The organism is Candidatus Aminicenantes bacterium (assembly GCA_011049425.1).
Lineage (GTDB): Bacteria > Acidobacteriota > Aminicenantia > UBA2199 > UBA2199 > UBA876.
This window is the reverse complement of record DSBM01000029.1, coordinates 14,335-30,643: the sequence shown is the minus strand read 5'-3', so window position 1 is coordinate 30,643 and position 16,309 is coordinate 14,335. Positions and strand designations below refer to the sequence as shown.

15 protein-coding genes are annotated in these 16,309 nt (G+C 57.2%); 5 read left to right on the top strand and 10 right to left on the bottom strand.

All coding sequences use genetic code 11. The features are described from left to right. Positions 1–312: 312 nt before the first annotated feature. From thiS to ENN40_01960, 5 genes are all read right to left on the bottom strand, one after another. Positions 313–519 (bottom strand): sulfur carrier protein ThiS, encoded by a 207-nt coding sequence (thiS, locus tag ENN40_01980; protein ID HDP94109.1) that lies wholly within the window; start codon positions 517–519, stop codon positions 313–315. Next, positions 516–1,127 carry a sulfur carrier protein ThiS adenylyltransferase ThiF gene (thiF, locus tag ENN40_01975; GenBank protein HDP94108.1) on the bottom strand — a complete coding sequence of 204 codons (612 nt, stop codon included), beginning with the start codon at positions 1,125–1,127 and terminating at the stop codon, positions 516–518. The genes thiS and thiF overlap by 4 nt, the downstream gene beginning before the upstream one ends. Then, positions 1,124–2,143, bottom strand: coding sequence for a phosphoribosylformylglycinamidine cyclo-ligase (locus ENN40_01970; protein HDP94107.1), 1,020 nt, complete (start codon positions 2,141–2,143; stop codon positions 1,124–1,126). Before ENN40_01970 ends, thiF begins: the two co-directional genes overlap by 4 nt. Positions 2,144–2,240: 97 nt before the next feature. After that, positions 2,241–3,620 carry a 4Fe-4S dicluster domain-containing protein gene (locus ENN40_01965; protein HDP94106.1) on the bottom strand — a complete coding sequence of 460 codons (1,380 nt, stop codon included), beginning with the start codon at positions 3,618–3,620 and terminating at the stop codon, positions 2,241–2,243. A gap of 2 nt (positions 3,621–3,622) precedes the next feature. Then, on the bottom strand, positions 3,623–4,282 hold the full coding sequence (locus ENN40_01960; GenBank protein ID HDP94105.1) for a metal-dependent hydrolase: 660 nt from the start codon (positions 4,280–4,282) through the stop codon (positions 3,623–3,625). Between ENN40_01960 and ENN40_01955 the strand changes: the two genes are divergently transcribed. Next, entirely contained in the window at positions 4,227–6,971 is a 2,745-nt protein-coding gene (locus ENN40_01955) for an ATP-dependent RNA helicase (GenBank protein HDP94104.1), read from the top strand. The genes ENN40_01960 and ENN40_01955 overlap by 56 nt on opposite strands. On the opposite strand, the gene ENN40_01950 is transcribed toward ENN40_01955, so the two are convergent. Further along, positions 6,961–7,803, bottom strand: coding sequence for a purine-nucleoside phosphorylase (locus ENN40_01950; GenBank protein ID HDP94103.1), 843 nt, complete (start codon positions 7,801–7,803; stop codon positions 6,961–6,963). The two genes, ENN40_01955 and ENN40_01950, sit on opposite strands and share 11 nt — an antisense overlap. Positions 7,804–7,932: 129 nt before the next feature. On the opposite strand from ENN40_01950, the gene cdd reads away from it, so the two are divergent. Genes cdd through ENN40_01935 form a run of 3 tightly spaced genes read left to right on the top strand, consistent with a single transcriptional unit; the run spans position 7,933 to position 10,320 of the window. Further along, positions 7,933–8,334, top strand: coding sequence for a cytidine deaminase (gene cdd, locus ENN40_01945; GenBank protein ID HDP94102.1), 402 nt, complete (start codon positions 7,933–7,935; stop codon positions 8,332–8,334). After that, a complete protein-coding gene (deoC, locus tag ENN40_01940) occupies positions 8,331–8,996 on the top strand; it encodes a deoxyribose-phosphate aldolase (GenBank protein ID HDP94101.1) in 666 nt (221 codons plus the stop codon). The genes cdd and deoC overlap by 4 nt, the downstream gene beginning before the upstream one ends. Positions 8,997–9,000: 4 nt before the next feature. Then, the gene (locus ENN40_01935) at positions 9,001–10,320 is read left to right on the top strand and encodes a thymidine phosphorylase (protein HDP94100.1); all 1,320 of its coding nucleotides are present in this window, start codon (positions 9,001–9,003) and stop codon (positions 10,318–10,320) included. Positions 10,321–10,347: 27 nt separating this feature from the next. Here the strand turns inward: ENN40_01935 and ENN40_01930 are convergent, their stop codons facing one another. The 4 genes from ENN40_01930 to ENN40_01915 are packed head-to-tail and all read right to left on the bottom strand — an operon-like array spanning position 10,348 to position 14,135. After that, complete coding sequence (locus ENN40_01930) at positions 10,348–11,697, bottom strand: NupC/NupG family nucleoside CNT transporter (protein ID HDP94099.1); 1,350 nt, start codon at positions 11,695–11,697, stop codon at positions 10,348–10,350. A 32-nt stretch (positions 11,698–11,729) separates the two neighbouring features. Beyond that, positions 11,730–12,935: an adenosine deaminase family protein gene (locus ENN40_01925; protein ID HDP94098.1), complete on the bottom strand. Its 1,206-nt coding sequence runs from the start codon at positions 12,933–12,935 to the stop codon at positions 11,730–11,732. Further along, positions 12,932–13,495 carry a hypoxanthine phosphoribosyltransferase gene (locus ENN40_01920; GenBank protein HDP94097.1) on the bottom strand — a complete coding sequence of 188 codons (564 nt, stop codon included), beginning with the start codon at positions 13,493–13,495 and terminating at the stop codon, positions 12,932–12,934. Before ENN40_01920 ends, ENN40_01925 begins: the two co-directional genes overlap by 4 nt. Next, the gene (locus ENN40_01915; protein ID HDP94096.1) at positions 13,488–14,135 is read right to left on the bottom strand and encodes a uridine kinase; all 648 of its coding nucleotides are present in this window, start codon (positions 14,133–14,135) and stop codon (positions 13,488–13,490) included. Before ENN40_01915 ends, ENN40_01920 begins: the two co-directional genes overlap by 8 nt. Positions 14,136–14,335: 200 nt before the next feature. On the opposite strand from ENN40_01915, the gene ENN40_01910 reads away from it, so the two are divergent. Next, positions 14,336–16,099, top strand: coding sequence for a GNAT family N-acetyltransferase (locus ENN40_01910; GenBank protein HDP94095.1), 1,764 nt, complete (start codon positions 14,336–14,338; stop codon positions 16,097–16,099). Positions 16,100–16,309: the final 210 nt, after the last annotated feature.

Below are 16,309 nucleotides of genomic sequence, written 5' to 3'. Positions count from 1 at the left end.
GTCTGAACCGAAGTGGTGAGCGGTGATTTGTGCCCGAAAGGGTACTCTCATGCAGCCTTATCATTTTTTCAAATAAGTATAACCCCCAAACCCACACAAAATGGAAGAGAACCAAAAGTTGAAGAGTTGAAGAGTTGGAAAGTTGGAGAGGAAAGAAGTTGGCGACAGGCAAGTGTCTGTTTTTCATCACAGAACCCGGAAGCTCCCTCATCACCAAGGCGCTTTGCGCCTCATCACAAGCACTTGTAAGCTCGCATCACCAGCCCTCGTGAGTCCCCATCACAAGCACGAGTAGAAAAGAAGAAAAGGCACTCAACCGCCGCTGATCATGTGGATGGCTTCCACCGTGTCACCGTTGCGCACCACCACTTCTTTGTATTGTGCTTTGCGCACCAGGGTGCCGTTGACCTTGACCACGATGTTGGGAAACACGTAGCGCATATGATCCAGGAGCTGTTTCACCGTCATCTCTTCCTGTTCGGGAATATTTGTTTCTCGGTTGTTCAGGGTGATGATCATTTTTGTTCCTTTGCTGATTGCCGCGCCAGGGAGGGCTCATCCAGCAACAATTCGAGTACCACATTCGCCTGCATGTGAGCCACGATTCCGACCCTGGGAGCCAGGGGCGGCAGTTCCGGTGACACCTCGCTGCCTTCATCACCGCAAATGATAAGGCGCCCGCTTCTGCGCGTATGCAGGATCTCGTTGCGACCGTACCCCCCCAATCCCGACGCGGCCACCAGCCAGATCCGCGGCCGCTCCGTCAGGAAGGTTTCCACAATCATCTGCTTGGCTTCCGCGCTGTCAAACGCCTCAACTACCACCGGACAAGCAGAAAAAACCGACAATACGTTTTCTTCCGTCAAGCGTAAGTCCAGCGCCGCGACCTCTGTTTGCGGAGCCATGCGCTGAATATTTTCTTTCAAGGCATCCACTTTTTTCATGCCCACCTGATCGCAAAAGAAAGCCTGGCGGTTGAGGTTCTCGCGACTGACCCGGTCAAAATCCGCGATCACCAGACGGCCCACACCACTGCGGGCCAGCGCCGCGGCACAATTGGAACCTAAGCCACCGGCACCGGCGATGCCCACTGTACAGGCCTGGAGAAATTCGAGCGGACGGCTCATTGAATGCGTATTCGGGCTCCACCCTCATGGGAAACGACCTGGCCGATCAGGTAAAAAGACTCCGCGGCCGCTTTCAGGGAAGCTTCCACCCGACTCAACTTGTCCGGGGCAATGATCAAAACCATGCCGATGCCCATGTTGAATACCCGGAAACGCTCCTCAAGGCTGACGCCGCCCTTCTCCACCAGAAAACGGAAAATGGGAGGGACCGGCCAGACCTGCTCTACCCGGGCGCCCAGATTTTCGGGCAGGATCCTGGGGATGTTGTCGATGAATCCGCCGCCGGTGATGTGGGCCATGCCCTTTACGCATTCCTCCTGAATCAACGGGCGGACCGGCTTGAGGTACGAGCGATGAACCCGGAGTAATTCATCCCCCACGGTTGCGCCTACTCCCGGAAGGGGACTGTTTACGGAAAGGCCTTCCTGCTCGAACAGGATATGACGGGCCAGGGAGTAGCCGTTGGTGTGAAGCCCGGTGGAGGGCAAGCCGATCAACAAGTCGCCCTGGCGGATATCGCTGCCATCCGGAATGCGGTTCCGATCCACCAAACCCACGATGAACCCGGCCACATCGTACTCGTTTTCCTTGTAGAACCCGGGCATTTCCGCGGTTTCACCACCCAGCAGCACAAAGTCGTTTTCCACGCAACCTTCCAACATGCCGGAAACAATGGCGGAAATCGTATCCGGCTCCACTTTGCCGGTGGCGATATAATCCAGAAAAAACAGGGGATCCGCTCCGTATACCAGAATATCGTCTACGCAATGATTAACCAGATCCTGGCCCACGGTATTATGACGATCGGCCAGAAAAGCCACTTTCAGTTTGGTACCCACTCCATCCGCGGAAGAGACCAGGACCGGATGCTCCAGTTTCTGTTGCAAGGGGAAAAACCCGCTGAACTTGCCGATTTCATTCACTCCCAGGCGGCGAACCATGTCGCGGATTTTTTCAACCGCCTGATTGCCCTTATCGATGTTTACGCCGGCCTGGGAATACTTGTCGCTTGCCATTTCCGCCTCCGGAAAACACCCCCCTTTATATTCCACTTCATTGGCCATTCTACCCGCAAGCCGGGCCAAAGTCAAACCCCCCCGAAAAAGCAGAATCTCAACCGAGAAGGTCTTCAGGAAGGACATCCCGGGGATTTTTCCGGGCAATCGGCGGCCTGCGGCCGTACAGCAAGTCGTCAAAGAAAAGCGCCGCCCTCTGGTTCCAGGGATTGCGCGCAATCAGCCATCGTACCAGGCGGTGAATCGCCGTATCCGGTTTGGAATAGGGGCATACGCGGATGCAAAAGGCACAATCCGTGCCGATCCGTTTCCAGAAAGCAAAGCAACGTTCCTGGAGAATGGACCAGTGGCGGAAACCTCGACTCTCCGGTTCTTCTCCTTCGGGAATGGCTCGCGACGGGCAGTTTTCCGCGCATTTTTTGCAAATGCGGCAGAAGTCGGCGACATGTTGATTGAGCGGTTTCCCGCTGGGGAGTGGGGCATTGGTTGACACCACGGCCAGGCGTACGCACGGGCCATGAACCCTGTGCATGAAAATTCCCATCCTGCCCAATTCTCCCAGGCCGGCCGATACCGCAACCGGCACACACATCAACTGGTAGTTGGCGTCCGTGTGCGCCCGGGCGTCATGGCCCAGGGCCCTGAGATAATGCGTCACGACATTTGCGATCTTGGCGCTTTCCACGTACTGGCGCGATGATTCCAGCAATACGGGCAAAGCGGGAGAATGTTGAATCATGCGCACGTCCATGGCCACAACGATCACGATCCCGCGATCATGCGATGGGTGGATGGCATCACCCCAACCTTCTGCGTGTCGGCCGGCATGGCTGTACCAGTGATACGGCTCCAGGGCGGCAAACCCCACATCCACAGCGCCGTAGTAGCCGCCCAATGACTGGATGTCCGCAGCCAACTGGTCCGGCGGACCACTATCGGGCCGTTTTGCCGTGGATGGAGGTTCAGTCGGCTGACATTGTCGGGATCGATCCAGAAATTCGAACGCGGCAGAGGCCATGGTTGCAAAGCGCCGGTCGAAATAAAGCCCTCCCGGATCTCCCAGTTCCACAGCGGCATGAACGGCTCGGTCTGTTTCCCGCCGGGCGGGATGGTCCGCGTAGTAGGCCTGAGCCAAACGGGGATGGTACTGGAGTTCATTGCGGGAGAACATATGCTCCCGCTCATCCATTGCTTCCGCTCCCGGACCTGGACTCTCCACCTGGAGGCCGCGGGGAAACCAGGGAATCCACGCCACAAAAACGGTCAGGAAAAGAAATCCCAGAAACACCGCATTGGCGGTTTGAACCAGGGGAAAGTGGCGCAATTGGATCAAGGCGCCCCAGAACACCAGGTTTACCGGGAATGCCGCCATGCACAGCCATGTGGCCCGCCGTTGCTTCTCCCGGATCGAGGCCTGAACCATCATGATAATCAGCAATGCGATGAGCCCGCCGGAAACCAGGTTGATCGCTGTCAAATTCACCTCCAAAAATCCCTTTTTGCACCCGGGATTTGCAATCGCCTTGCGGCCAGGACCCAGAGAGGAACCGCGAAAACCAGTAACTCCAAGCCCATCACGCCCAGGTTTCCCCAGGAAAAAACCACGGCCAGGCTCTCCCGGTGAAACGGCGGGAATCCGCCGACATGAAACAAGCGGGAGGAAAAAGGGAACAAAATGGGAAAGCCGATTGGATCCATCATGTCTGTCACCAACAGGTCCAATACCACGTGAGATACGCCCACCGCCAACAGGGCCCATCGTACCCGGATCGTGCGCACAAGCCCGAACAGAAGCAGGGTGGACAGTAAAACAAAAACCAGGTTGTGGGTGACATACTGATGGGGGATGCGGGAACGCACCGCCGGCACCATTCGCAAGAGAAAATCCACATCAGGAAGGTTGGCCGCCAGAACAAAGGCGGCCATTTCTCCGCCTCGAAAACGGCGGGAAACGGCCAGCCAACCACTGATTCCGACCATGGTATGTGCGATGGGAGTCACGTCAGGATCCTTTCTGCGGCGATTATAGCATAGTCCGCCGCCGGCCTTGCCAGGTATACGGTTGTTTGATACAGTATCCCCCATGACTGAATCCGTGCCGGCGGGCACGTTGCCCATTGATGCGTTCCAGGACACCATCCTTCAGCAGGTGGACCGCCATCCGGTCGTGATTCTCACCGCGGAAACCGGCGCCGGCAAGTCCACCCGGGTGCCTTTGTGGCTGTGGCAGCGGGGAATGCGGGTACGGGTTACCCAGCCCCGGCGGATCGCCGCCCGCTCCCTTTCACACTACCTGGCTGAAATCACCGGCACTCCCTGGGGGGGCGCCATCGGGTTCCAGACCGGCCTGGACCGCTGCTGTTCGCGGCAGACCCGATTGTTGTATTTGACCGACGGCGTCCAGATGCAGCGCGAGATCCAGGCCAAGCGTGACTGGGATGCATTGATCCTGGATGAAGTCCATGAATGGAACCTGAACCAGGAAACCCTGATGGGAACGGTTCGCGAAAACCTGGACCGGGGCGTCTTTCGCAAAGAGAAAAAAAAAGTCGTCGTCATGAGTGCCACCCTGCAGGCGAACCGCCTTTCCAATTTCCTGAAAGATGCGCCGGTGATTTCGGTTCCCGGAAGGGGATTCCCGGTCACCATGCACCGCCATCATCCGGAATTCATGCTGTCCGATGCAGCGCAATTGGTGGCAGGGGGCCGCAATATCCTGGTGTTTCTACCGGGAAAACGTGAAATCGAGGATTTCGGGGAGCAATTGGAGGCCGCCCTGAAAGAGGACGGCCTGCATGCCCGGATCCTGCCTTTGCATGGAGAACTCGGAATCCGCGACCAGGCCAGGGTGTTTCAGCATTACTCCCAGCCGAAAGTCGTCCTCGCCACGGACATCGCCCAGACCAGCCTGACCATCGACGATATCGACGCGGTGATCGATTCCGGACAAAAAAAAGAGATTCAGATCCGCAAGGGCATTGAGGGCCTGTACCCGGTCGACATCTCCCGCGCAGAATGCCTGCAGCGGGCCGGACGGGCGGGAAGGGTTCGCAGCGGCCAATACATCCTCTGCGCCGAGAGGGAAATGGATGAGCGTCCGCATTTCCCCGAACCTGAAATCCGGCGGTTGAACCTGGAGTCCGTTGTGCTGCGCATGATCAACTGGGGCGTATCCCCCCGGGATTTTCCCTTTTTTCATTCTCCAAAATCCGGATTGATCACCCGTGCCCTGCAACGCCTCGAAGTATACGGAGCCATCACGACCGAAAGCGCCATCACCGAGGACGGCAAACACATGGCGGGGCTGCCCGTGTCAATCCAGAGTGCGCGCATGCTGCTCGAAGCGCGCAAATCCTCTTCCCGCGTGACGGACACCGTACTCAAAGCCATCGCGATACTGGAAGCCGGCGGCATTGTAAACCGGGATTTTCCCGGAACTTCCGTGCATGAAGGCCGCTTTCAATCCGACATCCTCAACCAGATCATCATCTGGAACAACCAACGCCAGTTCCGCGCCTACATCCATCACAAAAAGCTCTCTTTAGCAAAGGAAATCCTGCGTGAGTTGCGCTCGCGCCTGAAAGTAAAAGCGGTCCATGACGAGTGGTCTCCCGGGGAAGAAGCGGCTGTTTACCGGGCCATCCTGTCCGGGTTCACCGAATGGGTCTTTCGCCGCTTCGGTGACATCTACAGCCGCGAGGAAGAGGAGGCCAGGCGCCTGGATCGCCAATCGATCCTGGCCGCCGAGCCCCCCGAGTGGATCACGGGCCAGCCGTTTGATCTCCTGGTAACCCGCACCAACCCCCAAAGCGGCGAGGCGGAGCAATTCCAGCTCGCCCTGATCACCTTCGCATCCCGAATTTCTTTGGAACTGCTGGAAGACCTTTCACCCTTCAGTTATCGTCACGAACGTTCAGTACGCGTCCGCAATCATACCGCGATAATCCGACACCGTGTCTTTTTCGGAGACCAGTTGATCATCGAATACGCCGCCGCCCCGGATTGGTCGCAGCCCGGAGACCGGGATGCCGCCATACCGCACGTATTGCGCTGGATTCGCAACCAGAAAGAAGAATTGCCCCTGAATCGACATCGCAAGCGCCTGGAAAGTGAATTCTCGCGCCTTCCCCGGAACCTCGCGCCGAAAAAAAAGTCTTTCAACGATTATTGGACCCGGTTCCTTTGCCGGGAAATCAGCTCGCGCTTGCGTACCGACCGCCTGGACCTGTTTTTTCACTTCGACCGATTCAACGGCCGCCTGCAACTGGATCGCCTGCTCCCCGCGGCAATGATCCGCAAACTGATGGATGCACGCTGGCCGGAAAAAACCGTGATTGCGGGAAAAACCGTAAACGTGGAATACACAAAGAAGGGTGCCCGCGCACGCCTGCCGATCCGGAACTTCGCTGATGCCGAGCCCGAGGAGATGTTCCTGGCCACCGGTCAACCACTGGTCCTGGATCTGGACGGGCGGGAATGCCTGGATTGGAAATCAGCCGTAGATGCCTACAACCAGTGGAAACACGCGGAGGTCTTTTTTCAACGCTGGCGCTTGCGACACCGGCCGGCACGAATGGAAGACATCGTGGACCTCGATTTTCCCATTACGTTCGAAGGCGGCAAAGGCAAGAAAAATCAGGCACTGGTTTTTTTCACGGCCCCGATAATTGGAAAGGAAGAGATCGTTCTGGGCCACTTTCCGGACAAAGAAAGCGCCTGTCGTCACATGGACGCCATACGTGAAGATTGGAACGCGCGACGGGAAGCATTCCGCAGCCGGGAAATCGAGCGCATATTCCAGAAAAAAGGCTGGCGCGTCAAGTCTTGACTGCTTCCGTGAGGGGGATTTGCTTTAACATGGCCGTGAGCACCTTTTGAAAACGCGCGGCGGTGCGGGAGGCCGTTTCCGTAACTTCGGCGTGTGAAAGCGGCTGCTTGCCTATGCCCGCGGCCAGGTTGGTGATACAGGAAATGGCTACTACACGTACCCCCATGTGCCGCGCCGCCACGGCTTCCGGTACGGTCGACATCCCCACCGCGTCCGCGCCCAATGCGGCCAGCATGCGTACCTCGGCCGGAGTTTCATAAGCCGGCCCGGTCATGGCCGCGTAGATCCCTTCGCGCACGGGCCCCCCGGTTTCTTCCAGAATACGCGTCGCCAGGGCGCGCAGGTCGGGATCGTATGCGGCGCTGAGATCAGGAAAACGCGGTCCCAACGCGGAAGGATTCGGGCCCCTGAGGGGATTGTCACCCATCAGGCTGATGTGATCGCGAATCACCATGAGGTCGCCGGGTTGCAGGTGTTGACCAATGCCGCCGGCGGCATTCGTCAACACCACGGTTTCAACTCCCATGCGACACAGGGTGCGCACGGGAAAAACCACCTCCGCCATGGTATGGCCCTCGTAGAAATGGGCCCTCCCCTGCAGAATCATGATCGGCCGGTTTTGCAAACGGCCGCAGAGGAGACGCCCCGCATGACCTTCCACGGAAACCGGCGGAAAACCGGGAATCTCCCTGAAGGGGATTTGTGAATCCACGGGGAAACCTTCAACAAATCCCCCCAGGCCGGAACCCAGCACGACTCCGATGCGGGGGACTTCTTTGACCATAGAGCGCACCTGTTCCACCGCGGCATCCAGCTTCTCAACCAACGACATGATACCTCCTGCGGATAAGTGCTTATCATGCCATATTGGAGATGATAATGAAACGTCGTTCGCGGTTGACATACAGGCGGCCGTTGCCTAGAATGGAAGCAGGTTTCCTGCAGGTCCGCCATGACAACCTTGACCAGTGAGTTGCTGCAAGCCGCTCGAAAAGCACGTTTGAAAGCCTACGCCCCCTATTCCGATTTTTCCGTGGGATGCGCGGTCCGGTCCGCTTCCGGGCGCGTGTTCACCGGAGTCAATGTTGAGAACGCGTCTTATGGATTAACCGTCTGCGCGGAGCGAAACGCCATTTTCAGCATGGTTGCCGCCGGCGAATATCGTTTCCATGTCCTGCTGGTGGCTGCCGGGACTGATGAACCCGTGCCTCCCTGTGGTGCCTGCCTTCAAGTCATGGTTGAATTCGCGCTTCCCGACAGTTACGTGATCATGGCCGGTCTGGGAGACCGGGTTACCGAAAAACCCCTTATCGAATTGCTTCCCCTGGGATTTCAATTTCCCCTTAAAGGCGCTAATCAATGACAAGTGCCGCTGAAATCGCCCCCCGTATCGATCATACCCTGTTGAAACCGGACTGCAGCGAGCGGGACATCCGTCGGCTGTGCCTGGAAGCCCACCGGCACCATTTCGCCACGGTCTGCATTCTGCCCCATTTCGTATCACTGGCCCACGAGCAATTACGCAATTCACAGGTCCGCGTCTGCACCGTGGTCGGATTCCCTCTCGGGGCGAACCGCAGCTCCATTAAAGCCGCGGAAGCTGAACTGGCCGCCACTGAAGGCGCCGCGGAAATCGATATGGTCATGAACCTGGCGGCTTTTCGTTCCGGTGACCTGGCCCTGGTCAAACAGGATATCCGCTCAGTGGTCCGCTCTTTGCCATCGGGCATCCTGATCAAAGTCATCCTCGAGACCGCATTGCTCAACGAGGCGGAAATCCGCTCAGCCTGCTCCCTGTGCCGGGAAGCGGGCGCCCACTTTGTCAAAACATCCACTGGTTTTGGTCCCGGAGGAGCCACGGTCGAGGCCGTGCGCACAATGAAGTCGGCAGTTCGGGATCACATGGGAGTCAAGGCTTCAGGAGGCATTCGCACCTTGGAACAAACCATGGCCATGATCGCCGCGGGCGCGGATCGCATCGGTACCAGTTCCGGCATTGACATCATTATGGAAACCGGGAGTTAATCCCGTGGAAACTCCTCCGGCCTTTCTGATCGCACGCAAACGCGACGGAAAAACCTTAACCCCCCGGCAGATCCGGGATTTCACCAGCGGTGTCACCTCCATGAGTTGGACGGATGCCCAGGTGGGGGCCATGCTGATGGCCATCTACCTGAACGGCCTGAACGATGATGAGCTGGTTGCCTTGACGGAAGCCATGATGGAATCCGGCGAACAACTCGAACTCAACGAGGTCGCCCCCTGGCGGATCGACAAGCACAGCACCGGCGGTGTGGGCGACAAGGTCAGCCTGGTGTTCGCCCCCCTGGCGGCCGCGGTCGGGATCCGGGTGCCGATGCTTTCCGGTCGGGGTCTGGGACATACGGGCGGAACCCTGGACAAATTGGAGTCGATCCCGGGCCTTGAGTGTTCCCTGTCGGCTGAGCGATTCCGCCAGGTCCTGGCTGAGACCGGAATGGTGATTGCCGGCGCGGAATCCCACCTGGTTCCGGCCGACCGCCGCTTATACGCGCTCAGAGATACAACCGCCACTATCGACCACCTCGGCTTGATTGTCAGTAGTATCATGAGCAAAAAGCTGGCGGTGAAGGCGGACGCACTCGTGCTGGATGTCAAAACCGGATCCGGGGCTTTCACCCAAAACACAAAAAACGCATTGAAGCTATGCCGGACAATGGTCATGATGGGTGAGGCCGCCGGCCGGCCGGTAACGGGATTCATTACCCGGATGGATCAACCACTGGGCCTCTGCGTCGGCAATGCCCTGGAGGTGGCGGAAGCCCTGGCCGCACTCCGGGGAGAGGGCCCCGGGGACTTGATGGAGGTAACCTTCGCGCTGGCCGAAGCCGCCATGGAGTTTGCCCGGATCAACGGGGATCAGGCCTGCCGCAGGCAGACTCTGCAAAACGCGATCGATTCGGGAAAAGCGTTGGAATTGTTCGCCGGCTGGGTCCATGCCCAGAAAGGCGACGCGCGTTGTTGCGAGGATCCGTCACTCCTGCCCCGGGCGGCGCTGACGGAAAGCGTTTACGCATCGCGGACCGGGTTTCTGACCGCAATGGACGCGCGGGAAACCGGACTGGCCGCCCACGCGGCCGGATCCGGCCGCAACCGGCCGGGTGAACCCGTGGATCCGGGAGCCGGGGTGATTTTGCACCGCAAAACCGGTGACCGGGTCAATGCCGGTGAACCACTGGCCACTCTCTATTCCAGCAGCGCAAGCCGGCTGGAAGCGGGGTTGGAGCACCTCGGCCGCGCCGCTCAGATTGCCGATGCCCCCGTGAAAGAGGAACCCACCGTACTTTACCAAATAGACAAACAGAGTTGAAAAGGCAAACTGCTTTTCTTTCTGTTTTTACTGAATTAATACTCCGGCCAGGGAAGCGGTTAACAGGGTGACCAGGCTGCCGCCCAGGACGGCGCGCAGGCCCAGGGCCGCGATTTCCGCTTTGCGGGTGGGGGCCATGGGGCCGATGCCGCCGATCTGAATGCCGATGGAAGAAAAATTGGCGAACCCGCAGAGGGCATAGGTGGCCATGATCACGGATTTTTCTGACAATACCCCCTGCTTGATCAGGTCCACCAGGTTGACGTAAGCCACGAACTCGTTCAACACGACCTTGGTGCCGAACAGGCTGCCGAAAGCCATGGCGTCCGCTGCCGGCACACCAATGCCGATGGCCACGTACTTCAATAACAACCCGAGCAACAGTTCCAGTGACAGCGGTCCGCCGAACTGCGACTCCAGCCACGCGTTTGCATGCGTCAGTTCGCCAAGAGAAGCCAGTATGTAATTAAACATGTACACAAAGGCGATAAACACAATCAGCATGGCCCCCACATTGAGGGCGAGCTTCAAGCCGTCGGCGGCGCCGGACGAGGCGGCATCCAAAAGATTGGCCGACTCCCGCTCCACCCGCAGGGTCACCTTTCCCCTGGTGCGGGGCTCGCCTGTTTCAGGGACCAGGATCTTGGCGATCACCAGCGATGCCGGCGCAGCCATGACGCTGGCCGTAATCAAGTGAACGGCAAACATCAATTGGGCCTGAGCCAGGGGCACTCCCTGGGCATCAGCCAGTGCGCGCCCCAGTAACTGAATGTAACTGGCCATCACCCCGCCCGCCACCGTAGCCATCCCTCCCACCATGATGGTCAGCAGTTCCGATCGCGTCATATGGGTGATATAGGGTCGCACCAGGATCGGCGCTTCCGTCTGGCCGATAAAAACGTTGGCGCTGTTTGAGAGCGATTCCGCCCCGCTGGTTCCCATCAAGCGTGACATGATGGTGGCCATTACCCGCACTATCGCCTGCAACACGCCCAGGTGGTACAACACCGCGGTAAGGGAAGCAAAAAAGATGATCGTGGGCAAAACCTGAAACGCGAAAAAGAATCCCAGGCTGTCATCACCGGCGCTGACCGCGAGGCTGCCGAACACGAATCGGGATCCTGCCGTGATGAATCCCAATACCGTCACCACGGCCCCCCCGGCCCAATCGACCAGCACCTTGGGCCAACCCAGCGGCGCGAACCATGCGCCCATGGATTTTCCGTGAATGAGGAAAACAGCCAGAACCGCCTGGATCAACAGGCCCATGCCCACCAGGCGCCAACTGATTCTGCGGCGATTGGCGGAAAAAGTCACCGCGATTCCCAATACCAGAAGCATCCCCAGGACTCCCCGCAGAATCGACCATAACGGCATCAGCCTTTCTCCGCTCAGGATAGGCGGCGCTATCAGAAACGCCGTTCCACTGTTTCGTAAAAATCGATCATCCGGCGCACGTAACGCCTTTTCTGAACATAGGTTCCAGGAAAGAAACTGCGCTTGAATCCATGAATCACCAGGTCCTTGAGATCCTTGGCTTTCAGATCAAACGCTTCCACGGCCCGCATCATCTCATTCGAGACCGTTGTGGCCGAAACCGTCCTGTTATCCGTACAGATGGTGACGGACAACTGGTTTTTCATCATGCGTCCGAAGGAATGGTCGCTTAACCGGTTTAGATCCGGATTGGTCTGGAGGTTCGAGGTCAGGCACACCTCGATGGTGATACGCCGGTCGCCGATATACTGGACCAGGTTGTCTACATAACGGCTTCTATCCTGGATGGCAGGGTCCCCGATGTAATCCTCGTCGAAAAGGTGCAGGGCGTGGCCGAGCCGGTCGGCATGAAGTTCTGTAATGGCTTGAAAAATGCTCTCGGGGCCGAACGCTTCACCCGCGTGCACCGTCTTTTTCAAAAAGTGCCGGTGCGCCAGGGCATAGGCCGGGGCGTGATCCACGGCCGGGTACCCCTTTTCCTGCCCTGCCAGGTCAAAGCCCGCCACAGGGATTGCCAGGACATCCCGGGCATGAATGGCCGCGCGCACCAGTTCCTGCGATGCCAGGGAAAAGATCCATTTGCGCTCGGAATTGCAATGAACATCCAGAAGGCGATCAAAGTAATTTGAAAAGCCCGTGTCAAACATGCGCATGGCACAAGCGATAATTCCGTAATCAAAGGCGGGTTCCTTTCCGTTGCGGACTTCCGGTCGCTGGTTGAACGCCTGCTTGGCGCTTTCCAGACCGCGGTAAACAGCTTGAAACACATCCATGATCCCCATTCCCGGATGCTGGTGCAGTTGAGGCGCGAAACGCACTTCAATATAGCGGACGCCTTCCGCCTGGTTGTCTTCCGCCAGTTCCCGCGCCACCCGTTCCAGTGCATCCGGCGTTTGCATCACGGCGGTCAGGTAGCCGAAACCCTTTAGGTATTCGCCGAGGTCGGCGTACTTATCCTTGAAAACGGTTCGCTTTAATTCCGCTTCCGTGCGGCCGGGAAGTTCGACTCCGGCCTTTTGCGCCAGCTCGAGCAGTGTTTTCAACCGCATGGAGCCGTCCAGGTGAAGGTGAAGGTCGGTTTTGGGAATCCTCTCAATAAACTCTCGGCTGATTTTCACTTTTTTATCTCCTCAAGTATGGCGGCGACTCCGGGCTTGTGCCGACGTACTTCGTCAGCGCTCAAGCCGTCGAGTTCGTGTGGAAAGATCAGCCATTTATCGGTACAATGCACAAAAAAATCAGGATGAACCGATGTCAGGTTGTTTTCCGGTTTAAAGTAGACCACGGCAATGCGGATATCCTGGGGGGTATTGCGCCGACACCTGCGCTGCAGGGTTTCCCGCACCGCCTGGATGCTCAAGCCGGTATCGTAAACATCATCCACGATCAATAACCCGTCTTCGGCGTTGATCTGGTCCACGATATAATCCATACCGTGAACACGGATCTCGCGGTTGCGCCGGGCGATACCGGTATAGGCGGAGGTACGGATGGAAATGTGATCGGTCTTGATGCCGTTGAAATCCAGTAACTCTTGAACGGCAATGCCCACGGGAGTGCCTCCGCGCCAGATCCCCACGATAAAAGATGGGCGGAAACCGCTTTTCAAAACCTGCATGCCCAAACGCATTGAATCTTCCAGCAAGGAGCCGGCGTCAACAAACAGTTTATCACTCATCGCTTCCATTTCCTGCACACGACCCGGCCGACAAGTGTTCCCGGATGCGCGCCGCCAGCAACTCAACGGCTACCTGGTTGCGGCTGTCCAATAGCACCAGGTCCGCGCAATAACAACTGGGTTGGACAAACGCCCGGTGCATCGGACGGACCGTGGCGTAGTATTGTGCCAGCACCGAGTCCAGGTCCCTGCCCCTCTCCCGGATATCACGCTCAAGCCTGCGGGACAAACGGATGTCCTCGTCTACCTGCACAAACACCTTGATATCCAGCAATGAGCGCAGGCGGGTCTCCGCCAGGATCAGAATGCCTTCCAGAAGCACCACAGCCGCAGGCTCCACGGGCCTTTCACCGACCCGCCGGTGTCGAAAAAAATCGTATTCGGGAATGCGCACGGGTTTCCCCTGGCGCAGGGCCTCGAGATCCCGCACCAGGGCCTCTGTTTCCAGTGCATCCGGATGATCGAAGTTCATTTTTTCACGCAATGGAGCTTCCATGTCGGAGAGGTCCCGGTAATACGCGTCATGGGGAATCCGCAGGATCAAGCCCGTGGGAAAACAACGGCACAATTCGTCCGCCAGGGTGGTTTTCCCCGCCCCGCTGCCACCGCAAATACCGATTGTCAGTGGTCTTATCTGCATGATTACGGCCATGGTAGCACCAGCGCCGGGGACTGTCAATCTGCCTGTTTCAACGCCATGTTTCAGCCGGGCACTCAGCGAAATTGACACTTTTGCAGGGCATCAGTTATAATTTCGTTTGGTTGCGCAAGTATGCGCCCTGAATTCCGAATGGTTTGCCAAACGCATGCCATCAGCGGCAAGGAGACAGACGCCAAACCATGAAACCACTGAACATCCGGGATATGATCGAGGCCAAACAGCCGGATTTCTTTCAAAAATACCCCCGTTTCGTCAGCCGCCTGATCGTGCGTTTTCTGAACTGGCTGCTTCACATCGACGAGGCCAATGAGTTTATCCGGAACCACAGCGACAAAAAGAATTTAGAGTTCATCGACGAGATCTTTGAGTTTCTGGACTTTTCTTACCTCTTGAGCAGCCGGGACCGGCAACGAATCCCTTCCGAAGGCAAGTTGGTGATCGTTTCCAATCATCCCCTCGGCGCCCTGGACGGGCTGGCCATCCTGAAAGCCGTTGGAGAAATCCGCTCGGACATCAAGGTGGTGGTCAACGACGTGCTGGCCGGCATTCCCCAATTGGCGGATTTATTTCTGCCCTACAACATCTTTTCCCCCCAGGCCCAGCGCCAGCGTGTCAGCCAGATCATGCGTGCCTTTGCCAATGAGGAAGCGGTCCTGTTTTTTCCATCCGCCGAAGTGTCCCGCCTGAAAGCCGGGCGGGTGGTGGATGGGTATTGGTATAACGGACCCATCTACTTTGCCCAGAAATACGAAGTCCCGATCCTGCCCATAAACGTCAAATCGCGCAACTCTCTCTGGTTTTACCTGATCTCATTTCTGCACAAGAAATTTTCCATGTTCCTGCTGCCCAGGGAGGTTTTTAAAAAACGCGGCAAAAACCTGCGCTTAAAAATCGGCGACCCCATTCCCGGGCGCTACCTCAAACAAAGTCCGCTTCACCCCAACCTGTTAATCAAGATGCTCAAAAAGCACGTCTACAAGCTGGCGCGAAAATCCCGCCCGCGCGTTTTCAAAACCGAAAAAACCATTCTCCACCCCATAAGCAAACCCATTCTCAAGCAGGAACTGGCGGAATCCCGCCTGCTGGATTCACCTGAAGCACACTTGCGCCTTTACCAGGTGGATTTTCAAACCGCGCCCAATGTCGTAAAAGAGATTGCGCGCCTGCGCGAGATGACGTTCAGGCGAGTGGATGAAGGAACGGGCGGGCGCATTGACATGGACGAGTATGACCGGTTTTACGCCCACCTGGTGTTGTGGAACGAACAGAACTTGGAGATCGTGGGCTCCTACCGGTTGATTCGGGTGGCCGAAGTCGTGGAACGCTTCAAGCGCCCCCACATCTACACGGCTTCCCTGTTCAAGTATACCAGCCGTTTCAACCCCGTGCTGTCGCAATCCGCTGAACTGGGAAGGAGTTTTATTCAATACCGTTATTGGAACACGCGCGCCCTGGACTATCTCTGGCGGGGAATCGGATTGTACGTGTCCCAGTTCAACGACCTGCGCTACCTGCTGGGAGCGGTCAGCATCAGCCATTCCTTTTCCTCTACGGCCAAAAGCCTGATCGTTTACTACTTCCAGAAATGGTATGGGGATCCGGAAAACCTGGTCCGGGCCAAGTCCCCCTATATCATCAGCCGCGAGCAATTGGATGAAATGGAAAACAGGTTCAGCGGAGAAAGCGCTGAAGCCGACTTCCCTGTTCTCAAGCAGACGCTGAAATCACTGGGCTACGCGGTTCCCGTCCTGTTCCGCCAGTACATCCAGCAATGTCTGCCCGGAGGAGTCCGCTTCATGGATTTCTGCGTGGATCTTGACTTCAATACCGTAGACGGATTGCTGGTCATGGATATGACCCGAATGGATCCGCGCAAAAAAGAGCGCTTCAGAATTACCGGATCCGGAACAATTGCTGCTGAAGAAACAAAGTTGAAGAGTTGAAACGTTGAAAAGAAGGTGACAGGGGACAGGAAGGCAGGAAGACCAGGAAAAGAGAAGTTGAGAGGGTTGAGGGCGGAAAAGAAGTTGAAAAAGTTTGTGTCTATTACTTTGCTTTCTACTTTTAACTTCAGACTTTCGGCTCATGCTACCGCCCCTCGCCAATCGCCATTAGCCATTCATTCAACTGAGAAGCGCCTGCTTTTCATCACA

Bases quoted from the DNA above. Each gene is read 5' to 3' on its own strand.
- ENN40_01910 (HDP94095.1), top strand. From the start codon at position 14,336: ATGAAACCACTGAACATCCGGGATATGATCGAGGCCAAACAGCCGGAT.
- thiS (HDP94109.1), bottom strand. From the start codon at position 519: ATGATCATCACCCTGAACAACCGAGAAACAAATATTCCCGAACAGGAA.
- ENN40_01950 (HDP94103.1), bottom strand. From the start codon at position 7,803: ATGTCGTTGGTTGAGAAGCTGGATGCCGCGGTGGAACAGGTGCGCTCT.
- ENN40_01970 (HDP94107.1), bottom strand. From the start codon at position 2,143: ATGGCAAGCGACAAGTATTCCCAGGCCGGCGTAAACATCGATAAGGGC.
- thiF (HDP94108.1), bottom strand. From the start codon at position 1,127: ATGAGCCGTCCGCTCGAATTTCTCCAGGCCTGTACAGTGGGCATCGCC.
- ENN40_01930 (HDP94099.1), bottom strand. From the start codon at position 11,697: ATGCCGTTATGGTCGATTCTGCGGGGAGTCCTGGGGATGCTTCTGGTA.
- ENN40_01955 (HDP94104.1), top strand. From the start codon at position 4,227: ATGACTGAATCCGTGCCGGCGGGCACGTTGCCCATTGATGCGTTCCAG.
- ENN40_01915 (HDP94096.1), bottom strand. From the start codon at position 14,135: ATGCAGATAAGACCACTGACAATCGGTATTTGCGGTGGCAGCGGGGCG.
- ENN40_01960 (HDP94105.1), bottom strand. From the start codon at position 4,282: ATGGTGTCCTGGAACGCATCAATGGGCAACGTGCCCGCCGGCACGGAT.
- deoC (HDP94101.1), top strand. From the start codon at position 8,331: ATGACAAGTGCCGCTGAAATCGCCCCCCGTATCGATCATACCCTGTTG.
- ENN40_01920 (HDP94097.1), bottom strand. From the start codon at position 13,495: ATGAGTGATAAACTGTTTGTTGACGCCGGCTCCTTGCTGGAAGATTCA.